At 33.3% G+C, this 20,969-nt stretch carries 20 protein-coding genes; 7 read left to right on the top strand and 13 right to left on the bottom strand.

What is annotated here, in order from left to right:
- The first annotated feature begins 1 nt into the window (after nucleotide 1).
- The 3 genes from RQM59_RS05985 to RQM59_RS05975 all read left to right on the top strand — a co-directional run bounded on the left by RQM59_RS05985 (nucleotide 2) and on the right by RQM59_RS05975 (nucleotide 4,047).
- A complete protein-coding gene (locus RQM59_RS05985) occupies nucleotides 2–1,384 on the top strand; it encodes a phenylacetate--CoA ligase family protein (RefSeq protein WP_349241175.1) in 1,383 nt (460 codons plus the stop codon).
- The gene (locus RQM59_RS05980; RefSeq protein WP_349241174.1) at nucleotides 1,381–2,601 is read left to right on the top strand and encodes a glycosyltransferase family 4 protein; all 1,221 of its coding nucleotides are present in this window, start codon (nucleotides 1,381–1,383) and stop codon (nucleotides 2,599–2,601) included. The genes RQM59_RS05985 and RQM59_RS05980 overlap by 4 nt, the downstream gene beginning before the upstream one ends.
- A gap of 63 nt (nucleotides 2,602–2,664) precedes the next feature.
- A complete protein-coding gene (locus RQM59_RS05975; RefSeq protein WP_349241173.1) occupies nucleotides 2,665–4,047 on the top strand; it encodes a sugar transferase in 1,383 nt (460 codons plus the stop codon).
- Here the strand turns inward: RQM59_RS05975 and RQM59_RS05970 are convergent.
- From RQM59_RS05970 to RQM59_RS05960, 3 genes are all read right to left on the bottom strand, one after another.
- Nucleotides 4,027–5,199, bottom strand: a complete 1,173-nt coding sequence (locus RQM59_RS05970) for a lipoprotein N-acyltransferase Lnb domain-containing protein (protein WP_349241172.1) — start codon at nucleotides 5,197–5,199, stop codon at nucleotides 4,027–4,029. The two genes, RQM59_RS05975 and RQM59_RS05970, sit on opposite strands and share 21 nt — an antisense overlap.
- A 2-nt stretch (nucleotides 5,200–5,201) precedes the next feature.
- Nucleotides 5,202–6,275 carry a putative type IX sorting system protein PorV2 gene (locus RQM59_RS05965; protein ID WP_349241171.1) on the bottom strand — a complete coding sequence of 358 codons (1,074 nt, stop codon included), beginning with the start codon at nucleotides 6,273–6,275 and terminating at the stop codon, nucleotides 5,202–5,204.
- A 72-nt stretch (nucleotides 6,276–6,347) separates the two neighbouring features.
- On the bottom strand, nucleotides 6,348–7,316 hold the full coding sequence (locus tag RQM59_RS05960; RefSeq protein WP_349241170.1) for a YheT family hydrolase: 969 nt from the start codon (nucleotides 7,314–7,316) through the stop codon (nucleotides 6,348–6,350).
- A gap of 104 nt (nucleotides 7,317–7,420) precedes the next feature.
- On the opposite strand from RQM59_RS05960, the gene RQM59_RS05955 reads away from it, so the two are divergent.
- Together RQM59_RS05955 and RQM59_RS05950 are read left to right on the top strand one after the other, a co-directional pair.
- Entirely contained in the window at nucleotides 7,421–8,152 is a 732-nt protein-coding gene (locus RQM59_RS05955; RefSeq protein ID WP_349241169.1) for a CDP-alcohol phosphatidyltransferase family protein, read from the top strand.
- Nucleotides 8,149–9,375 (top strand): sensor histidine kinase, encoded by a 1,227-nt coding sequence (locus RQM59_RS05950; RefSeq protein WP_349241168.1) that lies wholly within the window; start codon nucleotides 8,149–8,151, stop codon nucleotides 9,373–9,375. Before RQM59_RS05955 ends, RQM59_RS05950 begins: the two co-directional genes overlap by 4 nt.
- Here RQM59_RS05950 and lptB read toward each other — a convergent pair.
- Genes lptB through RQM59_RS05930 form a run of 4 tightly spaced genes read right to left on the bottom strand, consistent with a single transcriptional unit; the run spans nucleotide 9,372 to nucleotide 12,282 of the window.
- Complete coding sequence (gene lptB / locus RQM59_RS05945) at nucleotides 9,372–10,109, bottom strand: LPS export ABC transporter ATP-binding protein (RefSeq protein WP_349241167.1); 738 nt, start codon at nucleotides 10,107–10,109, stop codon at nucleotides 9,372–9,374. The two genes, RQM59_RS05950 and lptB, sit on opposite strands and share 4 nt — an antisense overlap.
- A 43-nt stretch (nucleotides 10,110–10,152) precedes the next feature.
- On the bottom strand, nucleotides 10,153–10,503 hold the full coding sequence (locus tag RQM59_RS05940) for a carboxymuconolactone decarboxylase family protein (protein WP_349241166.1): 351 nt from the start codon (nucleotides 10,501–10,503) through the stop codon (nucleotides 10,153–10,155).
- Complete coding sequence (gene tatC / locus RQM59_RS05935) at nucleotides 10,493–11,311, bottom strand: twin-arginine translocase subunit TatC (RefSeq protein WP_349241165.1); 819 nt, start codon at nucleotides 11,309–11,311, stop codon at nucleotides 10,493–10,495. Before tatC ends, RQM59_RS05940 begins: the two co-directional genes overlap by 11 nt.
- Nucleotides 11,311–12,282, bottom strand: a complete 972-nt coding sequence (locus RQM59_RS05930; protein ID WP_432208131.1) for a KpsF/GutQ family sugar-phosphate isomerase — start codon at nucleotides 12,280–12,282, stop codon at nucleotides 11,311–11,313. Before RQM59_RS05930 ends, tatC begins: the two co-directional genes overlap by 1 nt.
- Before the next feature lie 152 nt (nucleotides 12,283–12,434).
- Here RQM59_RS05930 and RQM59_RS05925 point away from each other — a divergent pair, with 152 nt between their 5' ends.
- Nucleotides 12,435–14,618, top strand: coding sequence for a RecQ family ATP-dependent DNA helicase (locus tag RQM59_RS05925; RefSeq protein WP_349241164.1), 2,184 nt, complete (start codon nucleotides 12,435–12,437; stop codon nucleotides 14,616–14,618).
- Here the strand turns inward: RQM59_RS05925 and RQM59_RS05920 are convergent.
- From RQM59_RS05920 to RQM59_RS05900, 5 genes are all read right to left on the bottom strand, one after another.
- Nucleotides 14,615–15,256, bottom strand: a complete 642-nt coding sequence (locus RQM59_RS05920; protein ID WP_349241163.1) for a response regulator — start codon at nucleotides 15,254–15,256, stop codon at nucleotides 14,615–14,617. The genes RQM59_RS05925 and RQM59_RS05920 overlap by 4 nt on opposite strands.
- 60 nt (nucleotides 15,257–15,316) lie before the next feature.
- The gene (locus tag RQM59_RS05915; RefSeq protein ID WP_349241162.1) at nucleotides 15,317–16,960 is read right to left on the bottom strand and encodes a sensor histidine kinase; all 1,644 of its coding nucleotides are present in this window, start codon (nucleotides 16,958–16,960) and stop codon (nucleotides 15,317–15,319) included.
- A gap of 72 nt (nucleotides 16,961–17,032) precedes the next feature.
- On the bottom strand, nucleotides 17,033–17,539 hold the full coding sequence (locus RQM59_RS05910) for a hypothetical protein (RefSeq protein WP_349241161.1): 507 nt from the start codon (nucleotides 17,537–17,539) through the stop codon (nucleotides 17,033–17,035).
- 110 nt (nucleotides 17,540–17,649) lie between these two features.
- Complete coding sequence (locus tag RQM59_RS05905; protein ID WP_349241160.1) at nucleotides 17,650–18,327, bottom strand: ZIP family metal transporter; 678 nt, start codon at nucleotides 18,325–18,327, stop codon at nucleotides 17,650–17,652.
- Nucleotides 18,324–19,049, bottom strand: a complete 726-nt coding sequence (locus tag RQM59_RS05900) for a class I SAM-dependent methyltransferase (protein ID WP_349241159.1) — start codon at nucleotides 19,047–19,049, stop codon at nucleotides 18,324–18,326. Before RQM59_RS05900 ends, RQM59_RS05905 begins: the two co-directional genes overlap by 4 nt.
- A 108-nt stretch (nucleotides 19,050–19,157) precedes the next feature.
- Here RQM59_RS05900 and RQM59_RS05895 point away from each other — a divergent pair, with 108 nt between their 5' ends.
- Nucleotides 19,158–20,333 carry a THUMP domain-containing class I SAM-dependent RNA methyltransferase gene (locus RQM59_RS05895; protein ID WP_349241158.1) on the top strand — a complete coding sequence of 392 codons (1,176 nt, stop codon included), beginning with the start codon at nucleotides 19,158–19,160 and terminating at the stop codon, nucleotides 20,331–20,333.
- Here RQM59_RS05895 and RQM59_RS05890 read toward each other — a convergent pair.
- Nucleotides 20,330–20,959, bottom strand: a complete 630-nt coding sequence (locus tag RQM59_RS05890; RefSeq protein ID WP_349241157.1) for a LysE family translocator — start codon at nucleotides 20,957–20,959, stop codon at nucleotides 20,330–20,332. The two genes, RQM59_RS05895 and RQM59_RS05890, sit on opposite strands and share 4 nt — an antisense overlap.
- Between the last annotated feature and the right edge of the window lie 10 nt (nucleotides 20,960–20,969).

Genomic DNA, 20,969 nt, shown 5'->3' with positions numbered 1-20,969 from the left:
AATGATGAACTCATTATACTATAAATCTCCCATTTTTGTTCAGAATATACTGATCACACTTTATGGTTACTACTGGAAGAATAGGCGTTTTGGAAAAGGATTTCAAAAAGAACTTACGTATTGGAAAGAAAGAGAGAGTTATTCGCATGATGAGTGGATAAATTATCAAACAAAAGAACTACAAAAATTACTTATTCATGCTTTTGATACTGTACCTTATTATCATAAGCTATACATAAAAGAAGGTTTCAAAAGAGAGGATTTTGTAAACTTTAGCTTAAAGGACTTAAAATCATTGCCGTATTTAGAGAAAGATGACTTTAGGAAATTTGGAAAAACAGAATTACTATCTCGCTCAAGAAAAAGAGGTCAGTTTTATGCTTCTAGTGGAAGTACAGGAAAGCCTATAAGTGTATTTATGTCTAAAGAGTTTCAAAGAAAATGGAATGCCGCTTATGAAAGTAGAGTCCGTAATTGGGCGGGTGTAGATTATAAGATGTCAAGAGGAATGATTGGCGGAAGAAAAATTTTAAAGGATTCTAGTGCGAAGCCACCTTATCATAGATATAATCATGCAGAAAGACAAACCTATTTTTCGGCTTATCATATTTCTGAGGAGAACGTATTGGCTTATGCAAAAGCGTTTAATGAGCATAAGATCGATTATATGGTTGGATATGCCATGAGCAATTATTTTTTAGCGGATCTATTGGTTAAAAAAGGAATTACTGTGCCAAAACTTAAAGCGATCTTGACCTCCAGTGAAAAGTTGACAAAAGAAATGAGAGATACATTCCAAAAAGCATATGGTTGTCAAACATTTGATGCTTATAGTGGGGTTGAGGCCTGCGGATTGATTTCCCAAGATATTTACGGAGATTTTTTATTTAGTCCAGACTCTGGTATTATGGAAGTTGTAAATGAAAATGGAGTTGATGTTAAAAATGGCGAAATAGGAGAAATTGTCGCAACAGGACTGTTGAACTATGATCAGCCATTGATAAGATATAAAATTGGAGATAAAGTGGAAATCTCTAAAGATCAAACAACTAAAAGTGGAAAGCAAATGTTGAAGATTGATCAAATATGGGGGAGAGTTGAAGATATCTTACAATCGTCGGATGGAAAAAAAATTGTGAGATTCCATTCAATATTTTTAGATATAAATGGATTGATTGCTGGACAAATTGTTCAAGAATCTTTACTTAAAATTAGGTTAAACCTGGTTGTTGATAATGCATATGAAAAATCTTCAGAATTAGTTTTTAGAGAAAGAGTCCAGAATTTACTTGGAGATTCAGTACAAGTAAATATTTGCTACTTAGAAAGTATCCCTAAGAATAATAATGGTAAATTTCAGAGCGTAATTTCCAATCTTAGATGAAAAAAACTATTTGGATTATAAATCAAACAGCTGGTACGCTGAACTCAGGATGGGGAGAGCGACATTTGTTTTTGGCTGCTGAGTGGAAAAAGAAAGGGTATCAGACCTATATTTTTTCTGGCAGTTATAATCATCTATTTAAAGAGCAACCCACAACAAACGGTAAAAGACTTACTATAGAAAAAGTAGATAACGATATTACCTTTTGTTGGGTAAAATGTTCAAAATATAATGATGGAGGATATAGAAAGTTTCTAAGTAATATTGTGTTTACGATAAGATTATTCTTTTTAAACATCAAATCTATTCCAAAGCCTGATATAATTATTGTGTCATCGATGCCAATTTTCCCTATTATAGTAGGTAACTATTTCAAGAAAAAACTGGGTGCTAAAAAATTGATTGTTGAGATTAGAGATCTTTGGCCCCTAACTCCAATATTGTTAAAAGGAATGTCAAAATATAACCCTTTAATAATGATAGTTTCATGGTTTGAAAAATATGCGTATCGTAAATCTGATAACATTGTGAGTCTGCTTCCGAACGCCTATAAATATGTAGACAAAATATCGAAAGACCCTAATAAGTTTGTATATATTCCTAATGGCATTGATCAAAATTTGTTAAAAAAAGAAGGATTATCTAAAGGAATCATAGAGAAGGTAAAACAAAAAAAATTCATCATTGGTTATACCGGAACACTTGGTTTTGCAAATGCCATGAGTTATTTTATTGAAGCAAGCAAGTTGCTAAAAGATGACGATAGGTTTCATTTCGTAATCGTTGGAGATGGTCCGCTAAAACCAACCTTAAAACAAATGATTTCTGATGATCAAAATAATATTACATTTATAGATAAAGTCAAAAAAAGCCAGGTACAAGAGGTTATTTCATACTTCTCTGTTTGTTACTTAAGTCGATATAGTTCCAAACTGTATACCTATGGAGTATCCTACAATAAGTATTTTGATTATATGCTGGCAAAGAAGCCAATTCTAGAATCTTCTGAACATATTAATGATCAAGTAGAACAAGCTAATTGTGGCTTAATAGTGCCTCCAGAAAATTCTGTCGAAATTGTAAATGGAATAAAAAAAATGCATTCTATGGATAAAAACGAAATAGAAAAACTGGGGGCAAATGGCTATGAGTTTTTGCTGAAGCATCATACTTATGAAAAGTTAAGTCGTGATTATTTGAAATTATTTATTGAATGAGTCGACCATTCAGTATTTAAATTTATATTTTTGAATGCTTCTAAGTGTTATAAGGAGGGAACTATGGGGGATAAATCAATACATTTTGCAATATCTGAAAGAAAAGTTTTATTAAGACTTTTTGACGTTGTATTTAGTGTTCTGAGCCTTGGCTTAACTTCATATTTCTTTAGTTTTGACTACTTTAATTATCAGAACCCAAATATTATTATTTGGTTGATGACATTTACCTTTTACTTTATTTTGTTCGGTGAAGTGTTTCAGTTATATAATCTTCAAGTCTCTAGCAATCGTTTTTCTGTAACTAAAAGCCTTTTCTTAACAACTATAGTTACAACACTTTTCTATTTCTTAACGCCCTATATATCACCGTCCTTGCCAGAGAATAGGATACAAATTGTTTACTTTTTTTTAGCAATAACCGTTCCTGTTTTATTGTGGAGATTTTTATACATGACCTTATTATATACACCAAAATATTTTAAGAATATCTTGTTGATCTCTCATTCTTCCAAGATTGAAAACATTGTTGATTTGATCGATAGTAATGGACATTATAATATTTCGGCGTATCTATCCGATAAAGAAATCGAAACTCTTAGTAATTTGCATTGTGTTTCAGAAGCAGAAATATATGATGTTGTTATCAGCAAGAAGATTACAGAAATAATCATATCGCCGATAGGATTTACAAAAGAAGAGATTGTTAATATTAATAAAAAAATGGTTTTACTTTTTGAAGAAGGAGTAACTATTAAAAGTTATGAATCATTCTATGAGGAAATAACTGACAGAATTCCAAAAGAGTATTTGAATTTTGACTTTTACAATAATATCAACTTGATTCGAAATAATGATAATAAATTTTATGTCTTGTTTCATAGATTACTTGACATGATAGTTTCATTTATTGGGATAGTGATCCTTATTGTTTTACTTCCTTTAATCTTTCTTGTTAACTTATTTTTTAACAAGGGACCGTTATTCTATATTCAGGAAAGAGTAGGAGAAAAGGGTAAAACATTTAAGATATATAAACTTCGAACCATGATTGTTAATGCTGAATCAAATGGAGCAGTATGGGCCATAAAAAATGATAAGCGAATTACTCCATTCGGGAAGTTGTTAAGAAATACCCGATTAGATGAATCTCCTCAGTTCTTTAATATTTTAAAAGGAGATATGAGTATTATTGGCCCAAGACCGGAGCGCCCTGAATTTGTTAGAAAATTGGAAGAAGAAATCCCTTATTATGGATTACGGCACGTAATAAAACCTGGAATTACAGGGTGGGCCCAAGTAAAATATCCGTATGCAGGAAGTGTAGAAGAACAAGAGAAAAAACTGCGATACGACCTTTATTATATTAAAGAACAAAGTTTGTTCATTGACTTTAAGATATTGATTAAGACAATAACAACCGTCTTATTCTTTAGAGGTCAATAAATAGTAATACCGTATTCCTAAAAGGAGCAATAGAGGAATCAAAGATATTGCGAATAACTGAACTCCTGTTAGCCAAATAACTACTAGTACTGCTAAAAATATTTGCACTATCCAAATGTATTTTTTAACTAAGCTATTTGGATTTCTTTTCAATAAATAAAAAGCAATTATACTATTAGGGGCGAAAGCCCAAAGAACATTGAAATTATTTGGGGTAATTTTGTGGTCTGTAAAGAACCACAAAAAAACAATTCCTATTCCAATAACACCGGTAATAAAAAACAATGTAAAGTCAAACCACTTTGATCGTCGCTTTCTTTTTAAATCTCTATAGGTAATCAAAATCCCAATAAATAAAAATAAGAAGAGTACTCCTAAAGGACTAAGGAAGGTAAATGAAGATTCGGTCTCTTCAAAAACAAGGATATCGTTTTCTTTTTTTACAATAGGAATCTCTACACCATCCCTGACTATGGTTCCTTTCTTAAAAGCTTCAAAGACATAGTCTGGTAAATATAAGTACTGATCGGCCGTAGCTTTTTTGTCTAAAATCGTTCCTAAAGCAATATTAATGCCTAGGCTTCCCCATGTGTTCCAGTATAATTCATTATTCATTAATTGACGAAGCGTAGTATCATCTCCAGATACATATTCATCTCCTAGTTGAATACTATCCTTTAAAATGATTCTAGAAATATCTCTAAGTTTTGTCGCACAATTATTAAAATAGGGATCATACAAATAATAGGCATTTTCTAGCTTTGCATTATGCTCTAAAAATTCGAAGAACTGTTGTTTCTGCTCTTGTGTAAGGTCTAGAACTTGTTCCTTCACCCAACGCTTATCCTGTTGGTTGCTTCTTATAAAATTGTGGAAAGGATATCTGGCTAATAAGTATTCCAATTTACCCTTTGCAAAATTACTATAGAAACCAGGCTTGCTAAAATCAAAAACGCCGTAGTTATACGCAAGATCAAAATTGAGTACAGGATCTTTAATTCTGACGGTACTATGCCCAAAAACTTCGTATAGGTTTTCACCAGGTCCAACAGTAACAATACTAACTTCTGAATATACAGATAACTTAAGATATTGAGCAAATGTTAGGTGGGCGGAAAAAATAAATAATAAAGTAAGTAAAACTCTTTTCATACTTAACGTCTAAAGAAACTATAGTCAATTTTAACAGAAAAAATATTTGAGAACAATGCATTTCCAACACTACCTATGTTCGTAAGAGCGTAGTCTACTTGAATTCCATTATAGGTAAACCCCACACCAAAATTTGGTTGCAATGAAAGTGATTTGCTACCGTCGAATTCTGTAGTATTTTGAAAATTACCCACGCCGGCTCTTAAAAAGACAAAATTCTCATAATCTAATTGAAAACCAATTGCCGGGTCAATACTTGCAAAACTAGTAGAAATAAGATCATTGGTCTGAGCAAAACGTACGTTCAAATCAACTTCTGATAGTAAGTTGAAATAACGACCAATTTTAAATTTCTTTGCTACACCAAATTGGACTTTAGGCTTTGTAATTTCTGTTGTTTCCGGTAATTCTTGGTTTTGTCCTGGAATAGCATTCTGAATCTTGGCAAATTCGTCTTCATTAATATTCCAAACGTTATAGGTAGTGGTAATATCTCGAATCATTAAACCAACTCTCCAATCATTGCGCTCGAATTGAATTCCGGCATCAAGACCCACACCCCATGAAGAGGCAAAATCTCCAATAATACGTCGTACAATTTTTGCATTCACTCCAAAGTATATGTCTTTAAAAATGAGGTTCCTTGCATAGGCTATGTTGAATGCATAATCTACTGCAGAAAATAGGCTAATTCGATTAAAGTCTATATTTCCTTGACTATCTATTAATTCGGTAGTATTTAATATATCATCTACACCAAAGCGAATAATAGAAAACCCTAAAGCACTTTCACCATCCAATGGCATAGCAAAAGCCGCATAGTTATAATTTGCAATTCCAGCAAAGTAGGAGGCATGCATCAATGAGCCTTGATAATCTTTAATGTTTACCAACCCTGCAGGATTCCAATAGATGGCATTCACATCATTAGAAGTTGCAACCACAGATTTACTCATTCCTAGTGCTGCAGCATCTACACCAATGTTCAAAAATTCATTCGAATAATTTCTAAAAGCCTGTGCACAAATAAGCGCTGGAATTATTATAAAAAGTAGTGTTAATTTATTTCTGATCATACCACAAGAATCAAAACAAATATCTGAATATATATTTGAATAAACTTCTGTTTCCTATAGATATTGCCTTTTTTATACATTCTCTTCTATAAAATCTAACATCCGTTGTTCTAACCACCGATTGTCTTTTTGTTTGAATGAAGAAATATACCCCACATGACCGCCATATCTAGTTGCCTCTAAAAAGAAATACTCGGAAGAATCAGCTTCTTCATAAGGGTAACATTCTTTAGATAAAAAAGGGTCATCCAAAGAAGTTATTAATATCGTTGGCTTCTTGATGAAAGATAAATAAGGCTTAGAACTTGCCTTTTCCCAATAATCTTCTGGACTACTAAACCCGAAAACCGGAGCAGTATATAGCGCATCGAAATCTTTAAATATCTTCGCTTTAAACAACGCTGATTTATCTAATTTATATTCAGGGAACTTATGGGCCTTTTCTAATACCTTTAATCGAAGTGTTTTTAAAAACTCTTCCATGTAAATTTTATTTTTCAAAGTACTCATTTCTCTGCCAGAGGATGCAAGATCAATGGGTACAGAGACCGCAATTGCCGCCTTAACCTTTGCAGGAACCCTGTCTGCATATTCTCCCATATATTTCAACGTTAGATTGCCTCCTAAGCTGTAACCCACAATAACCAATTTCTTATAGGTATAATGGTGTAATAAATGCTTTACCACAAAATCCACATCTTCTGTTTTTCCACTATGATATGTAGAAAGCAATAAGTTGTCTTCTCCACTACAACCTCTTAGATTAAAACAAACAGTATCTAAACCTGCTTTATTAAGTTCAGAAGTCGCAGAAACCATATACTTAGATTCTGAACTTCCTTCTAATCCATGAATTAATAGAACTAACGTATCAGATCCTACAAAAGAAAAGTCAAGATCAATAAAATCTTTATCCCAGGTAGTGATTCTCTGACGTTCATAATCGTGCTTCTCCTTCATAAACAAAGGTCTATATACGGTATTAAAGTGCCCGTTTCTAAAAGGTAATGAAGGATAAAAGTCAGATGTGAGTATTGGCATTTTCTTTAAAATTCAAGCAATTAACAAACAAATATGATTAAAAAATAATGAATTTAAAAGCCTCCTAAAAGGATTTCTTATTTTAGCGATATCAAATCTACCAAATGAATCTTAAAAAACACATTCCCAATCTATTTACATTAGGAAATCTATTTTGCGGTACATTGGCTACAATGGCCGCTGTTGAGCGTAACTATAAGGCAGCAGCTTTACTCGTGGTAATTGGAATTATTTTTGATTTTTTTGATGGATTTTTAGCAAGAATTCTTAAAGTGCAAGGAGAACTGGGAAAACAATTAGACTCTTTAGCGGATATGGTGACTAGTGGAGTGGTTCCTGGAATTCTTATGTTTAGATTTTATGAAGAGACAATCCAGCATGGAGATACAGACTTATCTGCTATGGGAATATTAATGGCTTTTTCATGTTTTCTATTAACGCTTGCCGCTGGTTATCGATTGGCAAAATTTAATATTGATACTAGGCAGTCAGAGTCCTTTATTGGTCTGCCAACGCCGGCAATGAGTTTGTTTGTAATTTCCTTACCAATTATTTATGAATACACGACTATCGAGTTCGTAAAGAATTTGGTATTCAATAATTACTTCTTAATTAGTGTCTCTATAATCCTAAGTGTTTTAATGAATGTAAATATTCGCTTGTTCTCCTTAAAGTTTAAAAAATTTGGGTTCAGGGAAAATATCATGAAGTATATACTTCTTTTTACTTCATTAATACTTATTATTACATTACAATATCTAGCTGTACCTTTGATCATTGTATTATATGTATTGCTTTCAATACTTCAGAATACCTCAAATAAATCCTCCTCATGAAACCGGCAACCCCTCCTAAAAGCGAAGAAAAAAGACTAGAAGCCTTATATAGTTATAATATTTTAGATACAATTCCTGAAGAAGAGTATGATACCATTACCAAGATAGCTTCAGAAATTTGTGATACTCCTATAGCGTTGGTCTCTTTAATCGACCCTACCAGACAATGGTTTAAATCTCACCATGGTTTAGGCGCTTCAGAAACACCTAGAGATTATGCATTTTGTGCGCACAGTATTTTAGAGCCAGATGAACTTTTTATTGTTCCGGATGCAACAAAAGATGAACGCTTCCATGACAATCCCTTAACCACAGGAGAACCTCATGTTATTTTTTATGCTGGGGCTCCTCTAAATACGCCTGAAGGGTACTCTTTGGGAACGTTGTGTGTTATTGATACTAAACCGAGAGAATCCTTAACGGAAGGGCAGAAAACGTCGCTAAAAGCATTGGCACAACAAGTAATGAGCCAACTAGAGTTGAGAAGGAAGAACATTCGGCTTGAAAGGGCTAATAAAGAGATATCCCGTTTAAATGAACAGTTGAATCATTTCGCCTATAGATTGACACATGATTTGAAAACTCCGATAAGGGGAATCAACTCTTTAGTGGATTTCATCAAGCAAGACCATTATGAATTATTTAAGAATACAGAGGTACAGGAATGGATAGATTTAATTTCTTCTAGGGCAGTATATATGGACACATTAATCGAAGAGATATTGGAGTATACAAAAGCTACAAATTCAAGCATTCATTTTGAAGAGTTCAACCTTAAATCTTTACTTAATAACGTACTTAAGAACTGCGATGTCGAGAAATTGATTGCGATGAATTTTAACAATACCGACACGAATATGGCGCACTCTAAAATTGCTTTTGTTCAAATATTTCAAAATCTATTGACGAACTCTAAAAAGTTTAATGATAAAGAGAAGTGCGAAGTGATTGTTTCTTTCAATGAAACTAAAGATGAATATCAATTTATTTATGAAGACAATGGCCCTGGAATATCAAAAAAATACTGGGATAAAGTATTTATCATGTTCGAAACATTGGATGATAGCAGTATTAAAAACACAGGTATTGGTTTGGCAACTGTAAAGTCTATCATTAATCGGTTTGGAGGCGAAATACATTTAAATAAAAGAAGTAATGGGGAAGAGGGAGTGTGTTTCGAATTTTCTTTACCTAAAACCAACATTCACGACATGAATGACTAGAATGTTCTTTTCTCTTTTAATTCAAAATCTTTTCCTAAATAGACTTTTCTAACGAGTTCATCATCTGCTAATTCTCTCGGAGTTCCTTCTTTTAGAATACCTCCTTCAAACATCAAATAAGTTCGGTCGGTAATAGCCAAAGTGGCCTGTACATCATGATCGGTAATAAGAATTCCAATATTTCTATCTTTTAAATGCGCAACAATGCTTTGAATGTCTTCAACGGCAATGGGATCTACACCTGCAAAGGGCTCGTCTAGTAATATAAAATTAGGATCAGAAGCAAGACATCGTGCAATTTCTGTTCTTCTTCGTTCACCTCCCGATAACAAATCTCCTCTATTTTTACGAACATGACCAATATTGAATTCTTCAATTAAAGATTCCAGTTTGATCTTTTGTTCTTTTTTAGACAGTCCTGTAAATTGTAGCACCGACATAATATTGTCTTCTACTGATAATTTTCTAAAAACGGATGCTTCTTGTGCCAAATAACCAATCCCTTTTTTTGCACGTTTGTACATTGGGTATCCAGTAATTTCTTCATCATTCAAATAGATATTACCACCATTTGGTTTGATCATTCCAACGATCATGTAAAACGAAGTAGTCTTTCCAGCTCCGTTAGGACCTAATAGTCCAATGATTTCTCCTTGCTGAACTTCTAAAGAAATGCCTTTTACAACTTTTCTGCTTCCATAAATCTTTTGAATATTATCTGCTCTTAAAATCATAGGTCAAATATAATGATTGATAACTATCAGCTTCTTAAAAAACTTATAAATCGTTTTCTTCTAGAGCCTCCCAGTATTCAACTGCTCTTCTTAAATGTGGTATAACAATGGTTCCACCCACTAAAGTAGCAATGGATAATGTTTCCATCATTTCTTCTTTAGTGACCCCATTTTTATAGGAGGTTTCTAAATGGTAAGCAATACAATCATCACAACGTAAAACAGCCGAAGCTACCAAACCTAACAATTCCTTTGTCTTAACAGGTAAGTGACCTTCTTTAAAAGCGTTTGTATCAAGGTTAAAAATCCTTTTTAGGACCTTGTTATCATCACCTAAAATCTTCTCATTCATCTTTTGACGATAGGCATTGAATTCCTCTACTTTATTTGCCATACTTCTTTTCTTGATTTTTAATTACTCGTTTAGATACTTTAATACTTATTTCGTACAATATCAATATAGGAATAGATACTATTACTTGGCTTGCTACATCGGGTGGAGTTATAATGGCAGCTAATATTAATACCAATACCAATGCATGCTTTCTATATCTTTTCAAAAACGCGGGAGTTACCAATCCTATTTTAGATAAAAAATAAATGATAACAGGAAGTTCAAACATAATTGCTACTCCCAAAAGCGTATTGGTTACTAATCCAATATGTGAATCCATTGTAAATTGATTCTGGATCATATCTGTAATCTCATAGTTATAAAAGAAATACACAGACATTGGTAAGATGACAAAGAAGCTGAATAGCACTCCGACAAAGAATAATAAGGAAGCGATTAGAATAAATCCTCTAGATTTTTTCACCTCTTGTTCATGAAGGCCAGGAGCAATAAATCGCCAAATCTCCCATAAAACATATGGAAATGCAACAATTAGACCCAATATTAAAGAGGTCCAAATAGAATTCATAAATTGTTGTGTAACTTTTAAACTCTGGAGCTCACCACTAAACTCAACATTACAAAAACCACTTTCAACACCAAAAGCAGAAAAGAAATTACAAAACGCTCTATAGGTAAGGAAATTAGGGTCTCTATGTGCCAATAGAAAGTTTTCGTAAATATCCTTTTGAAAAATAAAAACTGCAACGGCCACAAGTACTATTGCAATAAAACTTCGCACTAAATGCCATCGTAGCTCTTCTAAATGTGCCAGAAACGACATTTCTTTTCCTTCACTCTCTGCCATTAAAATATACCTTCTTTAATAAGATCATGTAAATGTACAACACCTACATAGTCCTTGTTACTATTTGTAACTAAAATTTGTGAAATATTATTATTTTCCAATGTTTCTAAAGCTTCAATGGCCATAGCATCAGACGAGATTAATTTCGGATTCTTACCCATAATATCTCTAGCTGCTAACTTAGATATATCAGATTGTGCTGTTAACATTCTTCGTATATCACCATCTGTAATAATTCCTGAGATGTTATTGTCCTCAGATAGAACCGCCGTAACACCAAGTCTCTTTTCTGTCATCTCTACGATTACTTCGGCAATGGTACTATCTTCAGTCACTTTGGGTAATTGATTGTCCTTGATCAAATCAGAAACCCTTAAGTACAAACGTTTTCCTAAGGCTCCTCCTGGATGATATTTTGCAAAATCTGTACTAGAAAACCCTCTTAACTCTAACAGACAAACAGCTAGGGCATCACCTAAAACTAACTGTGCCGTTGTGCTTGTAGTAGGGGCCAGGTTATTAGGGCAAGCTTCCTTTTCTACATAAGAGTTTAAGGTGAAGTCGGCATTTTTACCTAAAAAAGAATCTGCATTTCCAGTAATCGCAATAATTTTATTCTTAGAATTTTTAATCAAAGGAACTAATACCTTTATCTCTGGTGTATTTCCACTTTTAGAAATACAAATCACAACGTCATCTTTTTGTATGATTCCTAAATCTCCATGGATTGCATCAGCAGCATGCATAAATATAGAAGGTGTACCTGTTGAGTTAAAGGTAGCCACAATTTTAGCAGCTATATTAGCACTTTTACCAATACCTGTAACTACTAGTCTACCTTTAGAATTTAAAACACATTCAATAGCATTTTCAAAATCTTCATTAATAAGATTTGTGAGATTGGCAATCGCATTGCTTTCCATTAAAATGGTCTCCTTAGCAATAGCGATACTATTTTTTAAATTTTTCAATAGTTGATTTTTTAGCAGTAAAAAAAAAGTTATATCTTTAATTAATCAAACAAAGCAAAATTACTACAAAAATACTTGACCCCAAACATTTGCCTTTCGTTTGTGTTGTTTCATTTTAATTATCTAAGGATAAAAAAATATATAGATGTAGAATGGATTTACACAGTCCTTTAAAGAAGTTCTTTGGCTTTAATCAATTCAAAGGTCTTCAAGAAGATGTTGTTAAGAGTGTTATAGATAATCATAATACTTTTGTGATCATGCCAACAGGAGGTGGGAAATCTCTTTGTTATCAGTTGCCCGCCTTGATGAAAGAGGGCACAGCAATCGTTATTTCGCCGTTAATCGCTTTGATGAAGAATCAAGTTGATGCTATTCGTGGTATTTCAGAAAATAGAGGAATCGCTCATGTGTTAAACTCTTCTTTAAATAAAACGGAGGTAGCTCAGGTGAAAAGTGATATCGAAGAAGGAATTACTAAATTATTATATGTAGCTCCCGAATCTTTGATAAAAGAAGAATATGTAACTTTTCTGCAATCTCAAAAAATTTCTTTCGTGGCCATAGATGAAGCCCATTGCATTTCAGAATGGGGACACGATTTCAGACCTGAGTACAGAAATCTACGTCACATTATAAAAAAGATAGATAATGTACCTGTTATTGGTTTGACTGCTACCGCTACAGAAAAGGTGCAAGAAGATATTTTAAAGACCTTAGGTATTACAGATGCTAATACGTTTAAAGCGTCATTTAATAGAGCTAATTTGTTTTACGAGGTACGGCCTAAAACCAAAGACGTTGAAAAAGACATTATCCGCTTTGTAAAGCAACGTATAGGGAAATCTGGAATTATTTATTGCCTGAGTAGAAAAAAAGTAGAGGAGATTGCTCAAATTTTACAAGTGAATGGAATAAAAGCAGTTCCGTATCATGCAGGATTGGATGCAAAGACGAGAGTAAAACATCAAGATATGTTCTTAATGGAAGATTGTGATGTTGTTGTAGCTACTATTGCATTCGGGATGGGGATAGATAAGCCAGATGTTCGATATGTTATCCATCATGACATTCCGAAAAGTTTAGAAAGTTACTATCAGGAAACCGGAAGAGCTGGTAGAGATGATGGAGAAGGTTATTGCTTAGCATTTTATGCTTATAAGGATATAGAGAAACTTGAAAAATTTATGGCTAGTAAACCTGTGGCAGAGCAGGAGATAGGTCATGCTTTATTGCAAGAAGTTGTTGGGTACGCAGAAACTTCCATGAATAGGCGTAAGTATTTGTTACACTATTTTGGTGAGGAGTTTGACGAAGTCAATGGTGAAGGGGCTGATATGGATGATAATAGTAGAAATCCAAAGAGTCAGCATGAAGCTAAAGATAATGTTGTAAAACTATTGTCCATTGTAAGAGACACCAAAGAGAAATACAAACCAAAAGAAGTAGTGAACACATTGATTGGGAAAGAAAATGCTATGCTCAACTCCCATAAAACACATTTGCAACCTTTCTTTGGTATAGGAAAAGATAAAACAGGCCCTTACTGGATGGCTTTACTACGGCAAATATTAGTGGTAGATTTCATCAAAAAAGAAATTGAACAGTACGGCGTTGTAAAATTAACACCATTAGGAAGGGAATTTATAGAGAACCCTAAGTCATTTATGATGACGGAAGATCATGTCTATTCGCAAGAAGATAGCTCAGATATTATTACAAATACAAAAGGAGCTAGTATTAGTGCAGATGAGAAATTGATCAAAATGCTAAAGGAGCTTCGAAAGAAAATTGCTGTAAGACAAGGAGTTCCTCCATTTGCAGTTTTTCAGGACCCATCCTTAGATGATATGGCGTTAAAGTACCCAATCACATTAGAAGAACTCTCAACGGTTCATGGAGTAGGAGAAGGGAAGGCTAGAAAATTCGGAAAGGAGTTTATCGGGCTTATTGCGAACTATGTAGATGAGAATGATATCATGCGTCCGGATGATCTTATCGTAAAAAGTACTGGAGTTAATTCTGGTTTAAAGCTATACATCATTCAAAATACGGATAGGAAGCTTCCATTAATGGATATTGCCAAATCTAAAGGCTTAGAAATGAGTGAACTCATTAAAGAAATGGAAGCCATTGTCTATTCTGGAACCAAGCTAAATATTGACTATGCTGTAGAGGATTTGGTTGATGAAGATCAACAAGAAGAGATCTATGATTATTTTATGGAGGCTGAAACTGACAAGATCCAAGAAGCGATGGACGAGTTTGATGGAGATTACGATGATGAGGAATTACGCTTAATGCGTATTAAATTTATTAGCGAGGTTGCGAACTAAAACTGATACTTCTTATCAATTGCATACTTTACCAATTCATTTCCGTTAGTTAGTTGCAATTTTCGAATCATATTTTTGCGATGCGTATCTACCGTAGTTTTGGCGATAAATAAGCTTTCAGAAATTTCTTTGGAGGTTTTACCATTGGCTATTAATTGCAATATTTCTTTCTCTCTATTTGACAACACAACCTTTTCTGTTTTCCCAACATTTACGTTACCCTCTATGTAATCGTTCATAAAGTTGAAGGCTACATTTGGGTCGAAGAATGTTTCGCCTTCGGCAACAACTTGTATGGCTTTAGAAAGCATTTTAATCCCTGAATTCTTCAAAATATACCCTGTTGCTCCAGCATCTAGCATTTGTTTAATCGCTTCTGGTTGATCAAACATCGTCATAGCCAATATCTTTATATGAGGATACTTTTCTTTGATCTTTCGGGTAGCCTGAATACCATCCATAATGGGCATTCGTATATCAGTAATAACTAGTTTAGGTTGTTTTAATAAAGTCAACTTAACTAATTCCTCACCATTATTAACAGTACCAATGATGTTAATATCTTCATCATATTCGAAGAAAGACGTAACTCCATCAATCAGCATTTGATGATCCTCAGCTATTATAATTGTAATCATACTTTTCTTTTAACCAAAGGTATGACCAAAATAAACATTGGGAATACCTTTATATAGGTATTATTCAATTGGAATATTAATGATAATAGTTGTTCCTTTATTTTGCGTAGAATCTATGATCAATTCTCCTTTGATATGTTCTATTCTGGTCCGTATCGAATGTAATCCCATACCAGTTTTAAGATCTATTTCGTTTACATTAAAGCCAATACCATTGTCCTCTACAATAATAGTTAACATAGCATCATGACGCGATACGTTAATAGTAGCATTAGCAGCCTGACCATGTTTTAATATGTTAGTCGTCAACTCTTGAATGATTCTAAAAACAGCGATCTCCAGGCTATTTTCTAAAGGAGTATCCAAACCAAAATGCACTACTTCGATCGAAATCTTATTTGCCGAAGAAATCTTGTCTGCCATCATTTGAACTGCTACTAACAACCCTTCATTCGCAATAACGCCTGAATTCTTGGCATGGGCAATACTTCGTACTTTTAAATAGGCTTCATCAATGAGATTCTCGGTTTTATCAAATAGCAGATCTTGATCTACCTTTTGTCTTTTCTTATTAATTCGTAAGTTTTCAAAATGTAGTTTTAAGGTAGCTAAAACACTTCCCAAATTATCGTGCAGATCTTCAGCAACTCGTTTCCGTTCTTTTTCTTGCCCTTCTACCATGGCATTAATAGTACTAATCTCTTGTTCTTTTAAAAGAGTTAGGTTTTTTTGAGTTTCCAGTTCTTTACCTTGTTCTGCTATTAGCCTTTTTCTTTTGGAGTTTTTCAGCATCAAAAAAGTAATGAAACCACCTAGAACTATAAAGCCCACTGCGCCAATAAACAAGTTTCTGTTTTGCCTTTTCTTTTGTTGTTCTACCAAAATTTGCTTTTCTTTTTCAGCAGTTTGATATTTTACATCTAATTCCGCGATAGCAATATTCTGTGCAGTATTATTAATACTGTCTTTAACTTCATTATACTTATTTGTATAAAAGTAAGCCTGTTTATAGTTGCCAATCTCTTTATAACATTCAGCGAATTTTAAGAAAAGTACTTTGTTTAGATTTAATCGAAATCTATCAGGTGTTATTTTTTCAGCCTTTTTAAGCTGAACAATCGCCTCATTATGCCGCCCTTTTTTCTGAAAAAAATTAGCATAATTTATGTAAGACGAGAATAATTCGTTTGGGTTCTTTTCCGTGTATAGTTGTAGTATTTCTTTGAAGAAGTAGCTTGCCGAATCGGGAGCCGTTTCTGTGTATAGTAAAGCTAAATTTGCATAAACACCAGCTATAGTTTGTTTCCTTCCAATCTTTTTACCTAAAGAAAGTGTTTTATGATAGTAGGCAGCTGATAATTCAGGATCCTTATTAAAATAAAGGCTTGCATAATTATAATTTGCAAAGATTAACCATAGCGTGTCTTTTTTTTCTTTTGCTCTTTTATTATAGGCATCTAAAAAAGACTTACAGTCATATTCTAAATCATTTTGCCCGTCACATTGCCTAAAAAGACGCAAATTACAAATTGCTACACTATCCTTATCATCATAAATACGATAGATATTTTTTGCTTTTATGAAAAGATTGAAAGCTTCCGAATGCTTGTTCAGGTCATTGAGTGCTTCAGCTTTTTTAAAATAAAAACCAGCTGAATCTTTTGGGGCCTTTGTTATTTGTTGTGTAAGCGTATTGCATATCATGTTTGTCGTAAAAAATAACAAACAGATATGCAATAAAATAGTGTTCTTTTTCAATGTATTTCTCATTTGCTTTTATGGTCCTCCAATAATAACTCCTCCTCCAGATTCTTTTGGCTCTTCTTCAAAATTGAAATTGTCCTTATCAAAATGCGTATTTTCTTTTGCTAATTTATCATAGTGCGCTTTTCTGTCTTCGGTATCCATGAATATGGTCATGTCATCATGTATAATTACGACATCTAACTTCTGAGCAACATCATCAATTATTAATGGGTTATGTTCACTGTTTAAAAGGTCATCAAAACCAAAATCAAACTCAAGCATAAATTTTTTTGCTGCACCTGGAACTCTATACCTGTTGGGTGTACCGTCATTTATGATAATGGTAATTTGTTTCCCGTGTGATCCAGATGTATTTAAAGCTGAAAAAACCTTAAATCGTTTATTTGGCATAGGTATTTCCAAATGAATTTCTTTTTTAGAGATATTGTGATAACTCTCTACGGTAATAATGTCGAAATTTTTTGGGTACTTATTTGCTTCACCAGGTTTAAAATTCCGAAACAATGTTTGTCTCATAGTTAATATTGATTTAAAGATTAATAGTTTTCCAAAAGTCAAAAGAAAATTGGGGGTTAGGTATACCTACAAGTAGGTAAATGTTAGTACCTAAATATAAGTAGAAAAAACTATACTAAGAAGATCGTCAGCAAAATACCAGCTAGAATAGCAATAAACTTTTGTAGATTGAATTTGTGATTCTCTGTACTTTCAAAAAGAATAATGGTAGAGATATGCAAAAAGACACCAATAATAACGGCAGTAATCTCCATAATGTATTGTTCGAACAATTGCATATGTTCAGAAAGATATACTCCTAAGGGGCTCATTAAAGCAAAAACGGTAATAAATAAGATGGTGGTTTTAGTCGAGAACTTTGCAGAGATCAAGAAACTTGTCAGTACAATAGCAATAGGTACTTTATGTACAACAATAGCCCACAACAGATTGTCTCCTGCATGATGAATAGGTAAACCTTCAGAGAAGGCATGAATACATAAACTTATAAATAAAAGTTTAGGGAACTTCTTACCGTCACCATGATAATGAATATGTCCATGCTCTGCACCTTTAGAAAAGGACTCTAAAATAGACTGTAATACAATACCTAAGATAATACAAATACCGATCATTTTGGTATTTGTCGTATGTTGATATACTTCAGGAAGTAAATGTAGCACAGTAACCGATAACAGATATGCACCACTAAAGGCCAAGAGAATTCTGGTAATCTTTTCGTTTGGTTTTGCAATTAAAACAAATACGGCACCAACAGCTACCGATAAGATTAGATACAATATCGTCATGAGGCTACTAAAATTAATCTGTTAGAAGTGGTTCCGTCAAATGGGTTTAAGTCATAATCTCCAAAAACATGATCGATCTGCAGTCCAGCTTCACTAAAGTATATTTTCATTTTTTCCAGATCAATGTATTTGACATGTTCTGTATAGGCATGCGATTCTCCATCAACTTCAAAGGAGATGTGTTTTTTAATAAAACCGTTGACAATTTCTCGTTGAATGCTAAAAATGATTCCGTCTACAATTTTCACTTCATTGGTTACGATGGTTTTACGAACTTTTTCAACATTTAAAAAATCCAACACTAACACACCATCTTTTTTTAATCCGTTTTTTAGATTCTTTAAGATCAAAATATCTTCTGCATCATCCTCAATATAACCAAAACTTGTAAATAAGTTAAAGATCGCATCATATTTGTTCTTAAGAGGTTCACGCATATCTTTTACAGCAAAGCGTAATGTCTCATTTTCATATTGTTTGGCATATGCAATACTATTTTCAGAAAGATCTCCTCCTGTAACATTATAGCCTAAAGAATTTAAGTATACTGAATGACGACCCTTACCACAAGGAATGTCTGCAATATGACTTCCCTTTGGCAATTGTAGGAATGAAGTAATATTGCGCATAAATACCTGTGCATCCTTATCATTCCTGTCTTTATACAAAATGTGATAATAAGGAGTGTTAAACCAAGAAGTAAACCAATCTGTTTCTTTCATACTTGTAAGTAGGCAAAAATACGTTTTTCTTACAGATGTTAAAATGATATTGTAAGATACTAGACTACCTCAAATTAAAATGTAATTTTGCATCACAATAGCAAAGGGATGAATAAAGACTTTAAAATGGTGGCTACAACACTCTTCGGACTAGAAGAGGTGTTAGCTGATGAACTTAGAAAACTAGGCGCTAAAGAAGTAAAAGTGGGTATACGAAGTGTTTCCTTTAGAGGAGATAAAGGGTTTATGTATAAAGCCAACATTGCTTTGCGTACCGCAGTTAGGATCTTAAAACCCATAAAAACCTGTAAAGTATACGATGAAGAAGATCTATATGAAGCTATTCAAAAGATAAAATGGGAAAAATATCTAGAGGTAGATGGAACTTTTGCCATTGGAGCGGTTGTGAATTCGAAGAACTTTACCACAAATTCACATTATATTTCTTTAAAATCTAAAGATGCTATTGCAGATTATTTTAGACATAAGTACAGTAAAAGGCCTAATGTAGATCTAAAGTACCCAGATGTAAAAGTACATGTACATATTCAGAAAGATTGGTGTACAATTTCACTGGATTCTTCTGGAGATTCTTTACATAAACGTGGATATAGAAGTGCAACTAATATTGCACCTATTAATGAAGTGTTGGCTGCGGGAATGGTTTTATTATCTGGATATACAGGTGATGAAAATTTTATTGACCCTATGTGTGGTTCTGGTACTATTTTGATTGAAGCAGCGATGATTGCAAATCGTATTCCTGCCAATATTAACCGTAAACATTTTGCTTTTGAAAACTGGAAGGACTATGACGAAGATCTTTATTTTATCATTCAAGACGCTTTATTAAAGAAAATTCAGAGTTCTCATTTTAAAATCATGGGATTTGATAAGGCACCATCAGCCGTTTCAAAAGCAAAACAAAATATTATCAATGCTAATTTAGATGAGTTTGTTGGTGTACATCATGTGAACTTTTTTAACTCTACGAAAGAAGTATTTGGAAATACTACTATCTTATTTAATCCACCGTATGGTGAACGTTTAAATATTGATACTGACGAGTTCTACAAAAAGATAGGAGATACCTTAAAACACAATTATCCTAATTCTACCGCATGGTTGATCACTTCCGATATTCAAGCATTAAAACATGTGGGCCTGCGCACGTCTAAACGTATTCCATTGAAGAATGCAGATCTAGAATGTCGCTTTGTAAAGTACGAATTGTACGAAGGTTCTAGAAAGTTGAAAAAAAACAAGGAAGAAGCGGAGGACTAATCGTTTGCTCTTTTCACTAAAGACAGCATCACACCACTAAAAATCAATAAACTGCCAATAATCTTATTTTGAAGATGTACTTTCTTTGTGTCTTCTAAGTATTGTTTCAGCTTAGATGCAAATTTTACATATATGAATAAGCAAATTCCATCGATGGCTAAATAGGTGCCGCCTAAAATTACAACTTGAGGAACGAAGGCGAATTGTTCATTAATAAATAAAGGGAATAGTGCCGCAAAGAATACAATAGCTTTCGGATTAGAAGCAGACATAAAGAACCCTTCTTGATACAGCTTAAGAAAACTGCGTGATTTCTTTTTTTGTTGAAAATCTCCTGCAACTGGTTTCGAAATAATTTTAGATATCCCCATATAGATCAAATACCCAACCCCAATCCATTTGATAATTCCAAAGACCTCTCCCGATGAAATAACTAGAGAAGCTAACCCTAAAGAGGATAAGATGATCTGCAAGCTATTTGCTGTTAGATCTCCTAAAATGGTTCCTACTGTTTTTTTAGAGCCGTAACTCATACTGTTAGCTGTAGCTAATAACACGCTAGGTCCAGGTGTAATTCCTATAATTAACACAGTTCCTACAAAGGAAAGCCAAAGTTCTAAGCTCATAATTCACAAG

This window comes from Asprobacillus argus (assembly GCF_032248395.1).
In the GTDB taxonomy this organism is placed as follows: Bacteria; Bacteroidota; Bacteroidia; order Flavobacteriales; family Flavobacteriaceae; genus Polaribacter; species Polaribacter argus.
Note: the sequence above shows the minus strand (reverse complement) of the source record. Positions and strands in the feature narration are given on the sequence as shown.